The sequence below is a fragment of the Amycolatopsis nalaikhensis genome (assembly GCF_030264295.1).
Classification (GTDB): domain Bacteria; phylum Actinomycetota; class Actinomycetes; order Mycobacteriales; family Pseudonocardiaceae; genus Amycolatopsis; species Amycolatopsis nalaikhensis.
Genome location: NZ_CP127173.1, coordinates 637237 through 654632, shown reverse-complemented (window position 1 = coordinate 654632; position 17396 = coordinate 637237). Strand labels below are relative to the sequence as shown.

The 17396-nt window shown below is 70.3% G+C and carries 17 protein-coding genes and 1 pseudogene; 13 read left to right on the top strand and 5 right to left on the bottom strand.

Annotation, left to right across the window (positions count from 1 at the left end):
• Position 1: 1 nt before the first annotated feature.
• The 4 genes from QP939_RS03210 to QP939_RS03195 all read left to right on the top strand — a co-directional run bounded on the left by QP939_RS03210 (position 2) and on the right by QP939_RS03195 (position 3217).
• Positions 2–793 carry an ABC transporter ATP-binding protein gene (locus tag QP939_RS03210; protein WP_285455014.1) on the top strand — a complete coding sequence of 264 codons (792 nt, stop codon included), beginning with the start codon at positions 2–4 and terminating at the stop codon, positions 791–793.
• Entirely contained in the window at positions 780–1733 is a 954-nt protein-coding gene (locus QP939_RS03205; protein ID WP_285455013.1) for an ABC transporter permease, read from the top strand. Before QP939_RS03210 ends, QP939_RS03205 begins: the two co-directional genes overlap by 14 nt.
• A 78-nt stretch (positions 1734–1811) precedes the next feature.
• A complete protein-coding gene (locus tag QP939_RS03200; protein ID WP_285455011.1) occupies positions 1812–2189 on the top strand; it encodes a DUF1761 domain-containing protein in 378 nt (125 codons plus the stop codon).
• Between the two features lie 98 nt (positions 2190–2287).
• Positions 2288–3217 carry an acyl-ACP desaturase gene (locus tag QP939_RS03195; RefSeq protein WP_285455009.1) on the top strand — a complete coding sequence of 310 codons (930 nt, stop codon included), beginning with the start codon at positions 2288–2290 and terminating at the stop codon, positions 3215–3217.
• Positions 3218–3285: 68 nt separating this feature from the next.
• Here the strand turns inward: QP939_RS03195 and QP939_RS03190 are convergent, their stop codons facing one another.
• Entirely contained in the window at positions 3286–4860 is a 1575-nt protein-coding gene (locus tag QP939_RS03190) for a DEAD/DEAH box helicase (RefSeq protein ID WP_285455007.1), read from the bottom strand.
• 236 nt (positions 4861–5096) lie between these two features.
• Between QP939_RS03190 and QP939_RS03185 the strand changes: the two are divergent.
• From QP939_RS03185 to QP939_RS03170, 4 genes and pseudogenes are all read left to right on the top strand, one after another.
• Positions 5097–6804 (top strand): annotated as a pseudogene (locus tag QP939_RS03185) (acyl-CoA dehydrogenase family protein).
• Positions 6804–7250 carry a nitroreductase family deazaflavin-dependent oxidoreductase gene (locus QP939_RS03180; protein ID WP_285455006.1) on the top strand — a complete coding sequence of 149 codons (447 nt, stop codon included), beginning with the start codon at positions 6804–6806 and terminating at the stop codon, positions 7248–7250. The pseudogene QP939_RS03185 and the gene QP939_RS03180 overlap by 1 nt, the downstream one beginning before the upstream one ends.
• Positions 7247–8008: a 2-keto-4-pentenoate hydratase gene (locus QP939_RS03175; protein ID WP_285455005.1), complete on the top strand. Its 762-nt coding sequence runs from the start codon at positions 7247–7249 to the stop codon at positions 8006–8008. The genes QP939_RS03180 and QP939_RS03175 overlap by 4 nt, the downstream gene beginning before the upstream one ends.
• A 24-nt stretch (positions 8009–8032) precedes the next feature.
• On the top strand, positions 8033–8443 hold the full coding sequence (locus tag QP939_RS03170; RefSeq protein WP_285459628.1) for a hypothetical protein: 411 nt from the start codon (positions 8033–8035) through the stop codon (positions 8441–8443).
• Positions 8444–8445: 2 nt separating this feature from the next.
• Here the strand turns inward: QP939_RS03170 and QP939_RS03165 are convergent, their stop codons facing one another.
• From QP939_RS03165 to QP939_RS03155, 3 genes are all read right to left on the bottom strand, one after another.
• Positions 8446–9324 (bottom strand): SAM-dependent methyltransferase, encoded by an 879-nt coding sequence (locus QP939_RS03165; protein WP_285455004.1) that lies wholly within the window; start codon positions 9322–9324, stop codon positions 8446–8448.
• A 68-nt stretch (positions 9325–9392) separates the two neighbouring features.
• The gene (locus QP939_RS03160) at positions 9393–10274 is read right to left on the bottom strand and encodes a helix-turn-helix domain-containing protein (protein WP_285455003.1); all 882 of its coding nucleotides are present in this window, start codon (positions 10272–10274) and stop codon (positions 9393–9395) included.
• Between the two features lie 110 nt (positions 10275–10384).
• Entirely contained in the window at positions 10385–10621 is a 237-nt protein-coding gene (locus tag QP939_RS03155; RefSeq protein WP_285455002.1) for a DUF397 domain-containing protein, read from the bottom strand.
• A gap of 637 nt (positions 10622–11258) precedes the next feature.
• Between QP939_RS03155 and QP939_RS03150 the strand changes: the two genes are divergently transcribed.
• The 4 genes from QP939_RS03150 to QP939_RS03135 all read left to right on the top strand — a co-directional run bounded on the left by QP939_RS03150 (position 11259) and on the right by QP939_RS03135 (position 13347).
• Complete coding sequence (locus tag QP939_RS03150; RefSeq protein WP_285455001.1) at positions 11259–11792, top strand: hypothetical protein; 534 nt, start codon at positions 11259–11261, stop codon at positions 11790–11792.
• Positions 11789–12226, top strand: a complete 438-nt coding sequence (locus QP939_RS03145; protein WP_285455000.1) for a hypothetical protein — start codon at positions 11789–11791, stop codon at positions 12224–12226. Before QP939_RS03150 ends, QP939_RS03145 begins: the two co-directional genes overlap by 4 nt.
• 552 nt (positions 12227–12778) lie before the next feature.
• Positions 12779–12904, top strand: coding sequence for a hypothetical protein (locus tag QP939_RS03140; protein ID WP_285454999.1), 126 nt, complete (start codon positions 12779–12781; stop codon positions 12902–12904).
• A gap of 152 nt (positions 12905–13056) precedes the next feature.
• Positions 13057–13347, top strand: coding sequence for a hypothetical protein (locus tag QP939_RS03135; protein WP_285454998.1), 291 nt, complete (start codon positions 13057–13059; stop codon positions 13345–13347).
• A gap of 58 nt (positions 13348–13405) precedes the next feature.
• Here the strand turns inward: QP939_RS03135 and QP939_RS03130 are convergent, their stop codons facing one another.
• On the bottom strand, positions 13406–15814 hold the full coding sequence (locus QP939_RS03130) for a Tex family protein (protein WP_285454997.1): 2409 nt from the start codon (positions 15812–15814) through the stop codon (positions 13406–13408).
• Positions 15815–15917: 103 nt separating this feature from the next.
• Between QP939_RS03130 and QP939_RS03125 the strand changes: the two genes are divergently transcribed.
• Positions 15918–17390 (top strand): chitinase, encoded by a 1473-nt coding sequence (locus tag QP939_RS03125; protein ID WP_285454996.1) that lies wholly within the window; start codon positions 15918–15920, stop codon positions 17388–17390.
• Positions 17391–17396: the final 6 nt, after the last annotated feature.

Here is a 17396-nt window from a genome sequence, read left to right as displayed (position 1 = left end):
GATGACCACGACCCTCCCGACCGGCCGGACCAGTTTCACCGGCGCGACCGCGGTGCGTCTCGACGGCGTGCGCAAGACGTTCGGCCCGGCGGGCCGCGCGGTGGTCGCGCTCGACGGCGTCGACCTCACCGTCGCGCCCGGCGAGTTCGTCTGCCTGCTCGGCGCTTCCGGCTGCGGCAAGAGCACGCTGCTGAACCTGGTCGCCGGGCTGGACGCGCCGTCGGCGGGGGAGATCACGCTGAACACGTCGCGGCCCGCGGTGATGTTCCAGGAGGCCGCGCTGATGCCGTGGCTGACCGCGGCCCGCAACGTCGAGCTGCCGCTGCGGCTGGCCGGGTTCGGGCGCGCCGAGCGCCGCGAGAAGGCCGCCGAGCTGCTCGACCTGGTCCGGCTGAACGGCGCGGGCGGCAAGCGCCCGCACGAGCTGTCCGGCGGCATGCGGCAGCGCGTCGCGCTGGCCCGCGCGCTGGCGGCGACCCTGCGCGTCGGCGGCGACCCGGAGCAGTCGCTGCTGCTGATGGACGAGCCGTTCGCCGCGCTCGACGCCATCACCCGCGACGTCCTGCAGGGCGAGCTGCTGCGCGTCTACCGCAGCACCGGCACGTCGGTGCTGTTCGTGACCCACGACGTGCGCGAGGCGGTCCGGCTCGGGCAGCGCGTGGTGCTCCTGTCGTCGCGGCCGGGCAAGGTCGTGCGCGAGTGGACGGACGTACCGCTGGCCGACGCCGAGGAGCTGACCGAGGAGATCACCGGGCACCTGCGAGAGGTGATCAGCACCCATGCCGCAGCTTGACTCGGCTTCCTGGGGGGCGAACCCCCAGCCCCCCGCCCAAGGGGGCTCCGCCCCCCTGGGGACCCCCCACGGTGGTGCCGAAGCCGACCTGGACGCGGTCGGCGCCGGACTGGACTCGCTAGACGCCCCGGTGGGCGAGCGCCGTCCCGGGTTCTGGAAGCGCTTCGCCTGGGGTTTCCTGCCGCCGGTGCTCGCGCTGGTCCTGCTGGTCGTCGTCTGGCAGATCCTGTGGGCGGCGGCGTTCTGGTCCGAGGCGCAGCTGCCCGCGCCGCTGGCGGTGTGGGCCGAGTTCTGGAGCCGCGTCACCGACGGCGAGGTGTTCGGCTTCGTCTGGACGTCGGTGCACCGCGCCGCGCTCGGGTTCGTCGCGGGCGTGCTCATCGGCACGCCGCTGGGCCTCGTCGTGGCGAAGGTCCGCGTGGTCCGGGCGGCGCTCGGGCCGCTGCTGACCGGCCTGCAGAGCCTGCCGTCGGTCGCCTGGGTGCCCGCGGCGATCCTGTGGTTCGGGATCAACGACGCGGCGATCTACTTCGTCGTGCTGCTGGGCTCGGTGCCGTCGATCGCGAACGGCCTGGTGTCCGGCATCGACCAGATCCCGCCGATCCTCCCGCGTGTCGGCCAGGTGATGGGCGCGAACCGCCTCACGTCGGCGCGCCACATCCTGCTGCCCGCGGCCTTGCCGGGGTTCCTGGCCGGGCTCAAGCAGGGCTGGGCGTTCTCGTGGCGCTCGCTGATGGCGGCCGAGCTGATCGCGCTGTCGCCGCAGCTGGGCGTCGGGCTCGGCGCGTACCTCAACCAGGGCTCGTCGCTCAACAGCATCGAGACGGTGATCGCCGCGATCTTCCTGATCCTGCTGGTCGGCGTGGGGATCGAGCTGCTGGTGTTCCGGCCCCTGGAACGCGCGGTGCTGCGGGCCCGCGGACTGACTTCGTCGCTCTAGAAGATTTTCGCCGCCGGATGTCGAAGCCGGTTCTTCGGCGCCGACGTCCCCTTCGAAAGTCGACGAAGGGAGTGGGCGATGGTTCTCTCGGTGCTGGTGGCGTCGGTGGCGGCGTTCGTGGTGAGCTCGGTCTGGTACGCGCTGTTCGGGAAGGTCTGGGCGCGGCTCAGCGCGGCGGGCGCCGGGGCGCGGCCGACGCCGTGGCGGATGGGCGCGGAATTCGGCCGGACGCTGGTCCTGGTGGCGGTGTTCGCGGCGCTGGCCGCCGCCGTCGGCGTCACGGGCGTGTCCGGCGCGCTCGGCTTGGCGCTGCTGGCGTGGGCGGGCTTCCCGGTGGTGATCCTGGCCGGTTCGGTGCTGCACGAGCGTGTCCCGGTCGGGTTGGCGGCGCTGCACGCGGGGGACTGGCTGGTGAAGATCGCCGTGGTGGCCGTGGTCCTGGGGATCGCCCGGTGACGTCGCTCACGGAACGATGCCCGGCCGGCGTTCGTTGACGTTACCTACGGCACCGTAACTTACGGTCGCGTAGGAACCGATCACCGGGAAGGACGCGCATGACCGTTTCCGAGAGCACCGCACTCATGTACGAGCTCGAGGGGACGGTCGAGGAGAACCTCAACCGCCACCTCGCCGCCGCCCAGGACTGGATGCCGCACGAGTTCGTGCCATGGAGCGAGGGCCGGAACTTCGCCGACCTGGGCGGGGAGGCGTGGGACCCCGAGCAGTCGCGGGTGTCGCCGATCGCCCGGACCGCGCTCGAGGTCAACCTGCTGACCGAGGACAACCTGCCGAGCTACCACCGGGAGATCGAGCGCGCCTTCGGCCGCGACGGCGCCTGGGGCACCTGGGTGCACCGCTGGACGGCGGAGGAGGGCAGGCACGGCATCTGCATCCGCGACTACCTGCTCGTGACGCGGGCGGTCGACCCGGTCGAGCTGGAGCGGATGCGCATGGCGACCATGCAGGCCGGCTACGAGACCGGCGACAAGCCGCTGCTGCGGGTCTGCGCGTACGTCTCGTTCCAGGAGCTCGCGACGCGCCTTTCGCACCGCAACACCGGCCGCTACACGCAGGACCCGCTGGCCGAGAAGCTGCTGACCCGCGTCTCCACCGACGAGAACCTGCACATGGTCTTCTACCGGAACCTGGTGAAGGCGTCGCTGGAGATCGCCCCGGACGCGACGATGCGCGCGATCACCGACGAGGTGCTCGACTTCGCGATGCCCGGCGCGGTCATCCCGAGCTTCGCCCGCAAGGCGGCGCTGATCGCCAAGGCGGGCATCTACGACCTGCGCATCCACCACGACGACGTCGTGATGCCGTTGCTGCGGTACTGGAAGGTGTTCGACCGCGAGGGGTTCGGCGAGGTCGGCGAGACCGCGCGCGAGGAGCTGGCGGCGTTCCTCAAGACCCTCGACACGCAGGCCGCGCGCTTCGAGGAGCGCCGCGACGCCGCGGCCGCCCGGGCTGCCGCTCGACGCTGATCACCGAAGTGCGTGAAGGCCACCTTGAGTTCTTCAAGGTGGCCTTCACGGTTTTGGGTCGAGGTGGGTCAGCGGCCGGTGCGCCGGGAGCCCGCGCGGGTCCCTGACGAGAATGCCGCCGCGCCGCCGGAAGCCGCGCGGTTGCCCGCGGCCGGGGCGCCGGAACGCCGGGAGCCGCCGGAAGCGCCGCCCGAGGCACCCGAGCGCCGTGCACCGCCCGCGGCCGCCGGGGCGCCGGAGCGCCGGGAGCCGCCAGGAGCACCGCCGGAGCGGCCGGAGCCGCCCGCGGCACGGCCGTTGCCCGAGCCCTGGCGCTCCGACCTCGGCTGGTCCTCGCGCCGGGCCTGACCCGCCGCGCGGGACCGCTGGCCGCCGCGGTTCTCCTTCGGTGCGCCGCCTCGGCGGCCCCGGCCCGAACCCGGTGCCGCACCCGTCGCGGTCACCTTCTTCGGGCGGTTGTCCACCGCTGGGGCCTTCGAGAACGTGCGCTCACCCGGTGCCAGCTCCGCCAGCAGCGGGTGACCCGGGCCGAGCTGGGTGGTCGTCGGCTTGATGCCCGCCTTGCGCGTCAAGTCCCGCACGTCGCGGACCTGCGCGTCCGTCATCAGCGTCACGACCGTGCCCGACGCCCCGGCCCGCGCCGTGCGGCCGGAGCGGTGCAGGTACGCCTTGTGCTCGACCGGCGGGTCCGCGTGGATGACCAGCCGGACGTCGTCGACGTGGATGCCCCGCGCCGCGATGTCGGTCGCCACCAGCGTCTTCGCCGTGCCCGAGCTGAACGCCTCGAGGTTGCGCGTCCGCGCGTTCTGGCCGAGGTTGCCGTGCAGCTCCACGGCCGGGACGCCCGAGGCGACGAGCTTGCGCGTCAGCGCCTTCGCGCGGCTCTTCGTCCGCGTGAACACCAGCGTGCGGCCCGGCGCGGCGGTCAGGTCGACCAGCACCGGCAGCCGGTGGGTCTCCTCGAGGTGCAGGACGTGGTGCTCCATCGTCGACACCGGCGACTGCGCCGAGTCGACGCTGTGCGTGACCGGGTCGTTCATGAACCGCTTGACCAGCACGTCGACGCCGTTGTCCAGGGTCGCCGAGAACAGCAGCCGCTGGCCGCGCGCGGGCGTCGCGTCCATGATCCGCCGCACTTCGGGCAGGAAGCCCAGGTCGGCCATGTGGTCGGCCTCGTCGAGCACGGTGATCTCGATCGCGTCGAGCTTCACGTGCCCGGAGCGCATGTGGTCGGCGAGCCGGCCGGGGCAGGCGACGACGATGTCGACGCCGTCGCGCAGCTTCGTGATCTGCGGGTTCGCGCTCACGCCGCCGAAGATGGTGGTCGTGCGCAGGCCCAGCGGCTTGGCCAGGGGCAGGATCGACGCCTCGATCTGGGTCGCCAGCTCGCGCGTCGGCGCCAGGATCAGCGCGCGGGGTCGGCCGGGCTTGCGCCGCGTCGGGCCCGCGGCGAGGCGGGTCAGCACGGGCAGCACGAAGCCGTAGGTCTTGCCGGAGCCGGTCCGGCCGCGGCCGAGCACGTCGCGCCCGGCGAGGGTGTGCGGCAGGGTCGCCGCCTGGATGGGGAAGGGCTCGGTGACGCCCTGGGTGGCCAGCGCGGCCACGAGGGGCGTGGGCAGGCCCAGTTCAGCGAAAGTGCTCATAAGTGCGTGCGGGCGCACGAAACGCCCTGGTCTCCATTACCTGAGAAGGGTTGTCCTGCCCGGCGCAGACCGGTCAACGGCCGCGGCGCGTGGTAGTCGACAACAGCAGCGGGCCGAGGCAGAACTGAGCGGCCCGCATGATCAGTGTACCCAACCGGAGTGACCTGGCCCCAGTGAGATTGCCCGCACTCGCGGCGCCTTGCTAAGTTACCGGTCGGTAATCGAGGAGGACGACCATGCTGCTGAACCCGCGCGAGTACGACCCGGCGCACTTCGACGCCGAGACGCGGCGCCTGCTGCGCGCCACCATCGACTGGTTCGAACAGCGCGGCAAGGCGAAGCTGACCGAGGACTACCACAACCGCGTCTTCTACGCGGACTTCCTCGAGTTCGCGGGCAAGGAGGGCCTGTTCTCGACCTTCCTGACGCCGTCCGCGAACGCCGACGGCAACCCGGACAAGCGCTGGGACACCGCCCGCATCGCGGCCCTCGCGGAGATCCTCGGGTTCTATGGCTTGAATTTTTGGTACCCATTTCAAGTCACCGTTCTCGGACTCGGCCCGGTCTGGCAGAGCGGCAACGACGTCGCCCGCAAGCGCGCGGCGGACGCCCTCGACGCCGGCGGCGTCGGCGCGTTCGGACTGTCCGAAAAGGACCACGGCGCCGACATCTACTCGTCCGACATGGTGCTCACGAAGGACGGCGACGGGTACCGCGCGACCGGCTCGAAGTACTACATCGGCAACGGCAACTGCGCGCGCACGGTGTCGGTCTTCGGCCGCATCGACGGCGTCGAAGGCCCGGACCAGTACGTGTTCTTCTACGCCGACTCCGAGCACCCGAACTACCACGTCGTGAAGAACGTGGTGCCGTCGCAGATGTACGTCGCGGAGTTCCGGCTCGAGGACTACCCGGTGCACGCCGAGGACATCCTGCACGTCGGCGCCGAAGCCTTCAGCGCCGCGCTGAACACCGTCAACATCGGCAAGTTCAACCTCTGCTTCGGCGGCATCGGCATGGCGACGCACTCGCTGTACGAAGCCATCACGCACGCGCACAACCGCGTCCTGTACGGCAAGCCGGTCACGGACTTCCCGCACGTGCGCCGCGAGTTCGTCGAGGCCTACGCGCGGCTGACCGCGATGAAGCTGTTCTCCGACCGTGCCGTCGACTACTTCCGCAGCGCCAACCCGGACGACCGCCGCTACCTGCTGTTCAACCCGATCACGAAGATGAAGGTGACGACCGAGGCGCAGAAGGTGATCGGCCTGGTCGCCGACGTCGTGGCCGCCAAGGGCTTCGAGGCCGACACGTACCTCGCGATGTCCAAGAACGACATCGACGGCCTGCCGAAGCTCGAAGGCACGGTGGCGGTGAACCTCGCGCTGATCGCGAAGTTCATGCCGAACTACCTGTTCGCGCCTAAGGAGTACGCGCCGGTGCCGACCCGCACCGACGCCGCGGACGACGAGTTCCTCTTCCGCCAGGGCCCGGCGCGCGGGCTGTCGAAGGTGAAGTTCCACGACTGGAAGACCGCCTACGCGCGAGGTCAGCACATTCCGAACGTCGCACTGTTCACCGAGCAGGCCGGGTACCTGGTCAAGCTGCTCACCGAAGCCGCGCCGGACGAGGCCCAGCAGGCCGACCTCGACTTCGGGCTCGCGCTGACCGAGCTGTTCACGCTGATCGTGTACGGCCAGCTGATCCTGGAGCAGGCCCGGATCACCGGCCTGGACGACGAGGTCGTCGACCAGATCTTCGCGGTGCTGGTGCAGGACTTCAGCGTCGCGGCGGTGGACCTCAACGGCAAGGCGAGCTTCGACCGGGGCCCAGCAGGCGATCGCGCTGGCCGCGCTGCGCAAGCCGGTGGTCGACAAGGAGCGGTTCGAGAACGTGTGGGCGCGCGTGCGCGACCTCTCCGGGGTCTACGCTATGACCCCGTGATGGCCAGGGAGTACCGGCTCGGGGTGACGCGCAAGGTGGCCAACGCCGCCGTGAAGCTGCTGGTGGGCCGGGGAATCCCGATCGCGGGCCGCACCGGCTGGCTGCTGACCACGACCGGCCGCCGCTCCGGCGCCGATCGGACGACGCCGGTCAACGTCATCGAGGTCGGCGGCGACCGGTGGCTCGTTTCGCCGTACGGGCAGGTCGGCTGGGTGCACAACCTGCGCGCCGACGCCACCGCCCGGCTGCGCCGCGGCCGCACGCGCGAGACGTGGGAGGTCGAGGAGGCCGACGCCGCCACAGCCGGTCCGGTGCTGCGCGCGTACGTCCGCAAGATCCCGGTGACGGCGCCGTTCTTCGACGCCAAGCTCAGCGACCCGGCCGAGGCGTTCGCCGCGGAAGCCGATCGACACCCGGTGTTCCGGTTGGCAAGATCACGAGCGTGAACCGAGAGCGGGCGGCGGAGCTGATCTGGGACGCGTGGCTGACGGGCAAGCGGCTGGACGGCCTCCCCGGCGACGCCCGCCCGCGCGACACGGCCGAAGGCATGGCGGCGCAGGCGTCGCTGGCCGAGCTGGCCGGGCCGGTGTCCGGCTGGAAGATCGCCGCGACCACGGCGTACGCGCGCCAGTACCTCGACGTCCCCGGGCCGCTGCCGGGCGTGATGTTCGAGCGGTTCCACCACGCCGAGGGTGAGCCGGTGCCCGCCGACACGATGACGATGGGCGTCGCCGAGCCCGAGTTCGCGTTCCGGCTGAAGGCCGACCCGGGCCTGTCGCCGTCGCTGACGGCGGTGCTCGACGCGGTCGACACGATGGTGCTCGCGCTGGAGATGCCGGACAGCCGCTACACCGACCACCAGCACGCGGGCGGCCCGCAGCTGCTGGCGGACGTCTCGTGCGCGGGCCGGTTCGTCGAAGGGCGGCCGGTGCCGGGCTGGCGTGACCTCGACCTGCCGCGCCAGCCGGTGGTCCTGCACGCCGACGGCGAGGAGTTCGCGCGCGGCAGCGGCAGCCTGGTCCTGGGCGACCCGCGGCTGGCGTTGCACTGGCTGGCGATGGAGCTGCCCCGCCACGGCCACCGGCTCCGCCCCGGCGACCTGGTGACGACGGGAACGGCGACCCCGCCGTGCCCGATCCACGCGGGCGGCCACGTGCTGGCGGACTTCGGCGCGCTGGGGAGCGTCGAGGCGCGGTTCGCCTGACCGACGGCCTAGGGTGAGCGCGTGATGACGTTCCGTGCCGGGTTCGTGGCGCTCGCACTGGTGGTGGCGGCGCTGGACGCGGGGTTCTGGTGGTTCACGCGAAGCCAGCACCAGACCACGGCGCGGGTGGGTTTCCTGGTGGCGTTCGTGCTGCTGCTGGCGGTGCTGGCAGCGGCGGCGGGCGTGGTCCGCTGGGAGGTGGCGGCGCCGTTGGGAGCGGCCTCGACATCGGGGCTGTTCATCGTCGGAGCGGCGGCGATCTTCAGCGTGGGCTTGGGTTTCCTGCTGACGGCGGTGGTCGCGGCGGCGCTGGTCCGGCGGCTGGTGCTGGAGTCGTCACCCCGCGGCTGGCGCGGCGGGACGGGGTTGATCAGCGCGTCGGCGGCGGTGGTCCCGGCGTTCCTCTTCGCCGCGGGACTGGTTTTCCTGCGCTGATTTCACTCCTTCACGGCCGCGCCGGCCAAGGCGATGGACTGGTTGGCTTGGTCGAGCTGCGGTGTCTCGTCCGTGACCGTCGCCTCTTCGGGGTGCCACTGCGGCGTCCACACCAGCCCCGGCTCGATCATCCGGAAGTCGCCGAAGAGGTCCTGGATCTCCTGCTTCGTCCGCCAGAGGACGGGGCTGCCGACGCTGTCGTACATCGCCTTGATCCGCGCCAGCATCTCGGCGGTCCCGTCCGGGACGCCTTCGCCGGTGACGTGGGAGATGCCGAGGTAGGAGCCGCGGGCGAGCAGACCGCGATAGGTGTCGACCACCCGCGGCCCGAGGTCGTCGGCCGCGGGGCTGTCCGGCGTCGGCAGTTGGCGGATGTGCAGGACGGCGATCATCAGCAGGCCGACGGGCCGGTCCAGGTCGATCACGCCGGTCGCCGCGATCTTTTCCCACAGACCCGCGGGGTCGCGGAGATCGGCGTGGATGGCGGTGTGCCGGTCTTCGTCGCCGTACTGGCGCAGGAGGCTCCGCGAGTGCGCGACGGCGACGGGGTCGTGGTCGACGTAGGCGACCCGGACCTCGCCGGGCGCGACCTGGTCGGCGACTTCGTGGGCGTGGCCCATCGTCGGGACGCCGGAGCCGAGGTCGACGAACTGTCGGATCCCCAGCTTCGTGAGGTGCCGGACGAGCCGGTGCAGGAACAGCCGGTTCGAGCGGGCGATCAGCCGCATGATCGGGAACTGCTCCAGCAGTTTGTCGGCGAATTGGCGATCGATTTCCCAGTTGGCGTCACCCCCCAGGAAGTAGTCGTAGACCCGGGCGACACTGGGCTGGCTGAGATCCACCCCGGCGGGTGGGAACTGTTCTTTCCCCGGCGTTTTCACTGTCCGCTCCCCGTAGTGTGCACTATTGGAAACATCCTATTCTTCGGTATTGCTCTTCGCAGGCGGCATCAGGGTGACAGCCGGTGCCGATGGAGGGCTTTTTCGAGAACAGCGCGTGTTTGTTCCGCGGTCAGCGCGGACCGGTGCAGCCGGTCCCAGCATTCGCGGAGGTGGTCGAGGTCGAGCCCGCCCTCGTCGGTCGTGACCAGGGTGCGCAGGAGGTCGCTGTAGCCGAAGGTGGGTTCCGGCTCCGCGAATTCCATGATCGTGAAGTCCGGGCTGACGTGCAGGCGGTTCGCGTAGGGCACGACGCGGAGGTCGATGTTCGGATTCCGGTCCACCAGGTCGAGGAGGTGTTTCAACTGGTCGACCGCGACGTACTGGTTCACGGTCACGCACTGGACGACTCGTTCGATCGCGCTCTCGCTGATGAGGAATTCGTACCGGCATCCGGGGTTTTCGGTGAACGCCCTGACCGTGCGTCCCGCGCGGTCGGCCACCGCGTCGGCGATGTCGTGGACGTCGTGCTCGGAGAATTGCGCGATCATGTAGCTCTCGGCTTGCAGCAGGCCTTTCAGGCGTTCGCCGGTCCAGCTCAGGATTCTGGTCGCGGCCGGTTCGCGTTCCAGGACCGGGCGGAACCACGGAGCGCCCGCCTTGAGCAGTTCGTGGTCCCGTTTCGCCCGCCCGGGTTCGTTGGCGTCGTTCAAGCTCCGGAGCTCGGCTTGTTCGGCGGTGGTCGCACCGAGGCACGGCAGTACCTGTTCGAGGACACCCGGGCTGAGCTTGTACCCCTGCTCCAGGCGGCTGATCACGGTCTGGTGGTACTTGACCTGCTCGGCCAGCCGCTCCTGGGTGAGCCCGGCTCGCTTCCGCAGCGCGCGCACCTTCAACCCGAGCTGACGGCGCGACGCGCTGTCGTCAGGTGAGGGGGAGGGCGGCCGCGCCACGTCAGGTCGTCCAATCGGGAGGCGTGATGCCCCCGATGATAGTAGGCGCGGTAGCCGGACACGCACGCTCAGTTGACCGCGGCCGTCCCTCCCGCCAGCTGGGCTTACCGCTATCGGACCTCGGGTTTCACGGTCAGACCGCGGGTGAAGGTGTCCCACTCGGCCGCCGAGAACACGAGGACGGGGCTGTCGGCCAGCTTCGAGTCCCGGATCGCGACCAAGCCGGGCCGGTCGAGGTTGATCTCGACGCAGTCCCCCTTGTCGGGGCCGCAGAGCGGGCTCCGCTGCCAGCCGCCGGCCGCGAACACCTTCCCGGTGTCCATCGGGTCGTAGTCGTCGATGTCCATGGCTCCCCCTCGTGTCAAGCGTGAGACGCACAGTCGAATATTTGGCTTATTCAGCCTTAGATCTTGAATATTCCAATGGCAAGCGCGCGGCCGGAAAGGTCCCGCCTGGAGTGAAATATTCACCCGATCGGCGTGGTGCAGGCTCCGAAGCTGCGGGGAGCCCCCGCATATTCCGGCGGAATCTGGAATATTTCGGCTTTCGGGTATCGGGGGAGCCGAAGGAGCAAGCCCGCTAGGCCGTTGGGTGGAGTGCGACTGTCTTTTCGCGGTACCCACGGTGAAGCCGGGCGGCTGATCGGGCGGTCAGCTGTCGCGAGAGTGTGACACCTTACTGCGTTGGGGTGATTCGAGGTGGGGTCCACCGCCGGGGCGAGAACAGGCGCACGGTGGGGGCCGGACGGCTAGGTTGGGATTCCACCAAGGGCGCATCCCGCGCCTCGATTCCTTCGTTTCACGGAGTGCGTGCGATGCGACCCACCGTTTTGCCGCGGCGGCCGACGCCGAATGGGCCTGAGGCCGGTACCGAATGACGCCGCGCCCGGCCGGAGCGCGGAAATCGCAGACCTCGCTGTCGGGGGCGAGTGGTGCTGCTGGGCGGACCTACGCGGAAGTACCACGACAGCAAAGGTGAACCACTATGCGCATTACGACGCCTGGCGTCGGCGCGCCCGAAATCCCGGAGAAGGGCCTGGGGGCCCCAGGTCGGCGAGGTCCGCGCACCAGGGGACGCACCGCGCTGGGGCGGCTGCCTTCGACGGCGGCGTTCGACACGGCCAAGAAGGCATCGCCGCTGACGCTCGACGAGCGCAAGCTGGTGCTCTTCCTGCTGGTCACCCTGGCCGACGACCGGGGCAGCCTCGCGAGGACGCGGCAGCGGCTCGTCGACGCCTACGGAAACCGGGAAGGCCATTGGTGCGCGGGCAAGACCGAGGACTCGCTCCTGCACCTGCTGGCCAAGTCCCTCGGCCAGAGTGCCGCGAGCCCGCCGCCGTGGGAGCGGATCGTCGACATCATCGAAGCGGCGGTGCCGCGCGCTCGCCGGAACGCGGTGCTGGGCCAAGCCGCGGCTCTCTTCGCGCGAAGCGTCGGCTGGGACCGCCCGGCCCGTGACTACGCCGGCCGTTTTCGCCACCGGCTTGGATCGACGAACCGGTCGTCACCGTCGAGATGATCACGGCCGGCGGGGAAACCGGGGCCGACGAAGCCGGCGGGGACGTTGAGGTCGATCCGGGGCAGTCGGTTCCCGCACCGCGCGTGCCCCCGGGGTCGAGGACGCGCTCCGGCGGCGAAGGACCTCCGCGGACGTCCGATGGCGCGCATCCGATCGACGATCCGGATGCCCTGCGGAAGGTGATGCTGGCGATGGCCGAGACGACCCGCCGCCTCGACGAACAGGTCGAGGCGCTCAGGGCGTCGCTCAAGTCGCACCAGATCGCGAACTGGAGGCTGCGGTCGGAGAACCAGCGGCAGCGGAGCCTGCTCGAGCAGTTGCTGCGCGAGAAGTGCCCGGGTGTGTCCACCGACACCATCCGGCAACTGATCAGCGAGCAGTTGCGCTCGATCATTACGTCCGATCCGCCCCACCCACGTCCGCTGCACGGGTGACCTCGCCCTCGGTGGTCCGGGTGACCCGCTGACCTGCCGGGGAAGTAAACGGGAACTGATGAGCCACTGGTGACGGCACCAATGTCCGTTCAGTTCCCGTTCAGTGTCCGACCACGTGAAGAACAGTTCCGGTCAAGTGAAAGAACCGTGGCCGATTACTTTCACGCATTCAGTGCCGGTGGAAAGTGAACGGTGACATACGTTCCACTGGTCGAGGCGGAGACCGGTCGTCGCGCGTATCAACCGTTGGTCGTGAAATGCTTTCCCGGTGAATTGACCGGGCGATACGCTCGAAAGCGACGCTGAGCTTCGCCGCAAATCAAGGAAAAGAACCACGAGGGGCGCCGTGTCCGACGACTCGGAAACAGGGCCGTCCGGCGGTGCCGGACCGGCTTCGCGCGGCACCGTCCCGGGCCGCGCCCGGCAGGTGGGCCGCAAGAACCTTGTGTGCAGCCACATCCCGACGACCTCGGCGCACGTCGCGTCGAGGCTCCTGCCGTACGGAGGAGCCACCGGGCTGCGCGTGCAGCCGCAAAAAATCAGGAGAACGAAGTGGCGGGAAAACACCGGAAAAAGGCGGCCAGCAGGACCGGCTGCGTGGTCATCGTCGTATTCACGATGCCCCTGCTGATCCTGCTGACCACCGTCGCTGACCAGGCTCGCCACCTGATCGGCTGAGTTCGGTCCCTCTCCTGGAAGAACCGCGGCGCGGGGCCGGAACACCCGGTCAGCACCCGGCCGGTCCCGCGCCGCTCAGTATCGCATCTTCGCCGCCACCTGGGAACAGTCGCGCACCCCACGGGTGACCACATCGACGAACAGGAACACGGATGTCCACCGAACGCCGCAACTCGAACCGCCGCGTCGTCGCCGCCCGGATCCGGCTCGGCGTTCCTCGCGCCGACGGACGCCGGGCGGGAGAACGCGACCGGCAAGTCCACTTCGTTTCACTGCCCGCGGACCAGCCCGCTCCGCTCGTGCTGAGAACGCTGTGCGGTGATCCGCTGGCCCGTGAAGCCACGGACCTGCTCGACCACATCGCCGGTATGCCGTGCGTTCGGTGCCTGGCGCGCGTCCCGCAGGCCGCGGAGACGGCTCAGGACAGCCGTCGTTCGGCGTAGCGGAGCCGCCGGGACGCGAAAGGCGGGCCACCCGAGGTGACCCGCCTTCCGTCTCGTCCTACTTGCCGAACCCGGCCCGCCGCAGCGCGTCCGCCATGGCGCCGCCGCCGGAGTTGCCTCCGCGGTCCCGGCCGCCGCCTCCGCCGCCGCGACGCTGGTCGCCGCTCCGGCGCTGGCCACCTCCGCCGCCGCCGCCCTGACCGCGGTCGCGACCGCCGCCGCCGCGGTTGCCGGCCGGGGCGCCCGGCTCGTCGTCCAGCCTCAGCGTCAGGGAGATCCGCTTGCGCGGCACGTCCACGTCGAGGACCTTCACCTTCACGATGTCCCCGGGCTTCACGACCTCGCGCGGGTCCTTCACGAAGTTCTTCGACAGCGCCGACACGTGCGCGAGGCCGTCCTGGTGGACGCCGACGTCGATGAACGCGCCGAACGCCGCCACGTTCGTCACCACGCCCTCCAGGCGCATGCCCGGCTTGAGGTCCGAAATCTTGTCCACGCCCTCGGCGAACGTCGCCGTCTTGAACGCCGGGCGGGGGTCGCGGCCCGGCTTGTCCAGCTCCGCCAGGATGTCCGTCACCGTCGGGAGCCCGAACTGCTCGTCGACGAACTCGGCTGGCCGCAGCGACGACAGCGTCCGCGTGTTGCCGATCAGGGCCCGGATGTCCGTGCCCGTCTTCGACAGGATCCGGCGGACCACCGGGTACGCCTCCGGGTGCACCGCCGACGAGTCGAGCGGGTCGTCGCCGTCCGGGATGCGGAGGAAGCCCGCGCACTGCTCGAACGCCTTCGGCCCGAGGCGCGCGACCTCCTTCAGCGCCATCCGGGAGCGGAACGGCCCGTTCGTGTCGCGGTGCGCCACGATGTTCTCCGCCAGCCCCGTGGTGATGCCCGAAACCCGGGTCAGCAGCGGTGCCGACGCCGTGTTGACGTCCACGCCGACCGCGTTCACGCAGTCCTCGACCACCGCGTCCAGCGAGCGCGACAGCGAAACCTCGGACAGGTCGTGCTGGTACTGGCCGACGCCGATCGACTTCGGGTCGATCTTCACCAGCTCGGCCAGCGGGTCCTGCAGGCGCCGGGCGATCGAGACCGCGCCGCGCAGCGAGACGTCCATGTTCGGCAGTTCCTGCGAGGCGAACGCCGACGCCGAGTACACCGAGGCGCCCGCCTCGGAGACGACGGCCTTGGTCACCTTCAGCTCCGGGTGCTTCTTGATCAGCTCCTGCGCGAGCTTGTCGGTCTCGCGCGACGCCGTGCCGTTGCCGATCGAGATCAGCTCCACCTTGTGCTTCGCGCACAGCACCGCGAGCTCGGCGATCGACTGGTCCCACTTGTTCGCCGGCTGGTGCGGGTAGATGACGTGCGTGTCGACGACCTTGCCGGTCGCGTCCACGACGGCCACCTTGACGCCGGTGCGGAAGCCCGGGTCGAGACCCATCGTGGCGCGGGTGCCGGCCGGCGCGGCGAGCAGCAGGTCGCGCAGGTTGGCCGCGAACACGCGCACGGCGTCGTCCTCGGCCGCCTGGCGCAGCCGCATCCGCAGGTCGATGCCCAGGTGCAGGAGGATCTTGGTGCGCCACGCCCAGCGGACGGTGTCGCCGAGCCACTTGTCGGCCGGGCGTCCCTGCTGGGTGATGCCGAACTTCGCGGCGATGCGCTGCTCGTACTCGGTCGGGCCGACCTGCTGTTCGTCGCTTGGCTCGTCCGGCGCCATGGTGAGGTCGAGGACCTCTTCCTTCTCACCGCGCAGCATCGCGAGGATCCGGTGCGAGGGGAGCTTGGTGTACGGCTCGGAGAAGTCGAAGTAGTCGGAGAACTTCGCGCCTTCCTCCTCCTTGCCGGACCGGACCTTGGCGACCAGGTGGCCCTGGCCCCACATCTTCTCCCGCAGCTCGCCGATCAGGTCGGCGTCCTCGGCGAAGCGCTCGACGAGGATCGCGCGGGCGCCGTCGAGGGCCGCCTGCGCGTCCGCGACGCCCTTGTCCGCGTCGACGAACACCGCGGCCGCCGCCTGCGGGTCCGTGTTCGGGTCGGTCAGGAGGCCGTCGGCCAGCGGCTCGAGACCCGCTTCGCGCGCGATCATGGCCTTCGTGCGGCGCTTCGGCTTGTACGGGAGGTAGATGTCCTCCAGGCGGGACTTCGTGTCCGCGGCCAGGATCTGGGCCTCGAGGGCGTCGTCGAGCTTGCCCTGGCCGCGGATGGACTCCAGCACGGCGAGCCGCCGCTCGTCGAGTTCCCGCAGGTAGCGCAGCCGCTCCTCGAGCGTGCGCAGCTGCGCGTCGTCGAGCATGCCGGTGACTTCCTTGCGGTACCGCGCGATGAACGGCACGGTCGAGCCGCCGTCGAGCAGCTCGACGGCGGCCTTGACCTGTCCTTCGCGCACGCCCAGTTCTTCGGCGATCTTCTGCTCGACCGACACGCTCACTGCTACACGCTCCTGCTTCGCCCTCGGGTGGATCCTCTGCATTCTGCCGTTCACGCCGCCCCGACTTTCGGATGGGGTTCCTTGACATTCAGATTGGTCTAGTCCATTTTGTGGTGACCTGCCTCACCCGTAGCGGAGGTCGCCCGTGGTCCCCAAGGTTCGCTTCGCCCTGCTTTCCTTACTTTCCGTGGTCGCGCTGAGCCTCGGCGTGACGTTCGTGCTCGCCGGCAGCGCTTCGGCGGCGAACATCCTGGCCAACCCCGGCTTCGAGGCCGGCACCACCGGCTGGACGTGCACCGCCGTCCCGACGGCGGTCAGCACGCCGGTCCACAGCGGGAGCCGCGCCCTGAGCGCGACGCCGACGTCGTCGGACAACGCGCAGTGCTCGCAGTCGCTCGCCGTCTCGCCGAACACCGCCTACAAGCTGTCGGCGTGGGTCCAGGGCAGCTACGTCTACCTCGGCGTCTCCGGCTCGGCGACGGCCAGCACGTGGACGCCGGGTACGAGCGGCTACCAGCAGCTGTCGCTGAGCTTCACGACCGGCTCGAGCACGTCGCTGACGGTGTACCTGCACGGCTGGTACGGCCAGCCGACGTACTACGCCGACGACGTCAGCCTCGACGGCCCGGGCACCCCGCCCACGACGACGACTCCGCCCACCACCACGACTCCGCCGACCACCACCACGACCCCGCCGACGACGACCACGCCGCCGCCGACCCAGGGTGACCTGCCCAAGCACGTCCTGACCGGCTACTGGCAGAACTTCTACAACGGCGCCAAGGCCCTGAAGCTGGCCGACGTCCCGACGAAGTACAACATCATCGCGGTGTCGTTCGCGGACGCCACCGGCACGCCGGGCGCGGTCGACTTCACCCTCGACTCCGGCCTGTCCTCGCAGCTCGGCGGCTACACGGACGCGCAGTTCAAGGCCGACGTGAAGACGGTGCAGGCCCGCGGTCAGCGGGTGATCATCTCCGTCGGCGGCCAGAACGGCACGATCAGCGTCAGCGACTCGACGTCGGCGACCAACTTCGCGAACAGTGTCAAGGCGCTGATCTCGGAGTACGGCTTCGACGGCGTCGACATCGACCTCGAGAACGGCATCAACGCCACGTACATGGGCCAGGCGCTGCGCAGCATCTACAACGGCGGCGGCAAGGTCATCACGATGGCGCCGCAGACGATCGACATGCAGTCCACCCAGGGTGGCTACTTCCAGCTGGCGCTGGGCATCAAGGACATCCTGACGATCGTCAACATGCAGTACTACAACTCGGGTTCGATGAACGGCTGCAACGGCAACGTGTACTCGCAGGGCACGGTCGACTTCCTGACGGCGCTGGCGTGCATCCAGCTGCAGGGCGGCCTGCGCGCCGACCAGGTCGGGCTGGGCCTCCCGGCGTCCCCGCAGGCGGCGGGCGGCGGCTACCAGGCCCCGGCCAACACGGTGTCGGCGCTGAACTGCCTGGCTCGCGGGACTTCGTGCGGTTCGTTCAAGCCGTCGACGACGTACCCGTCGATCCGCGGCGCGATGACGTGGTCGATCAACTGGGACGCGTCCCAGGGGTACGCGTTCGCCAACACGGTCTCGGCCGGGCTCGCGGGCCTGCCGTGACCGTGC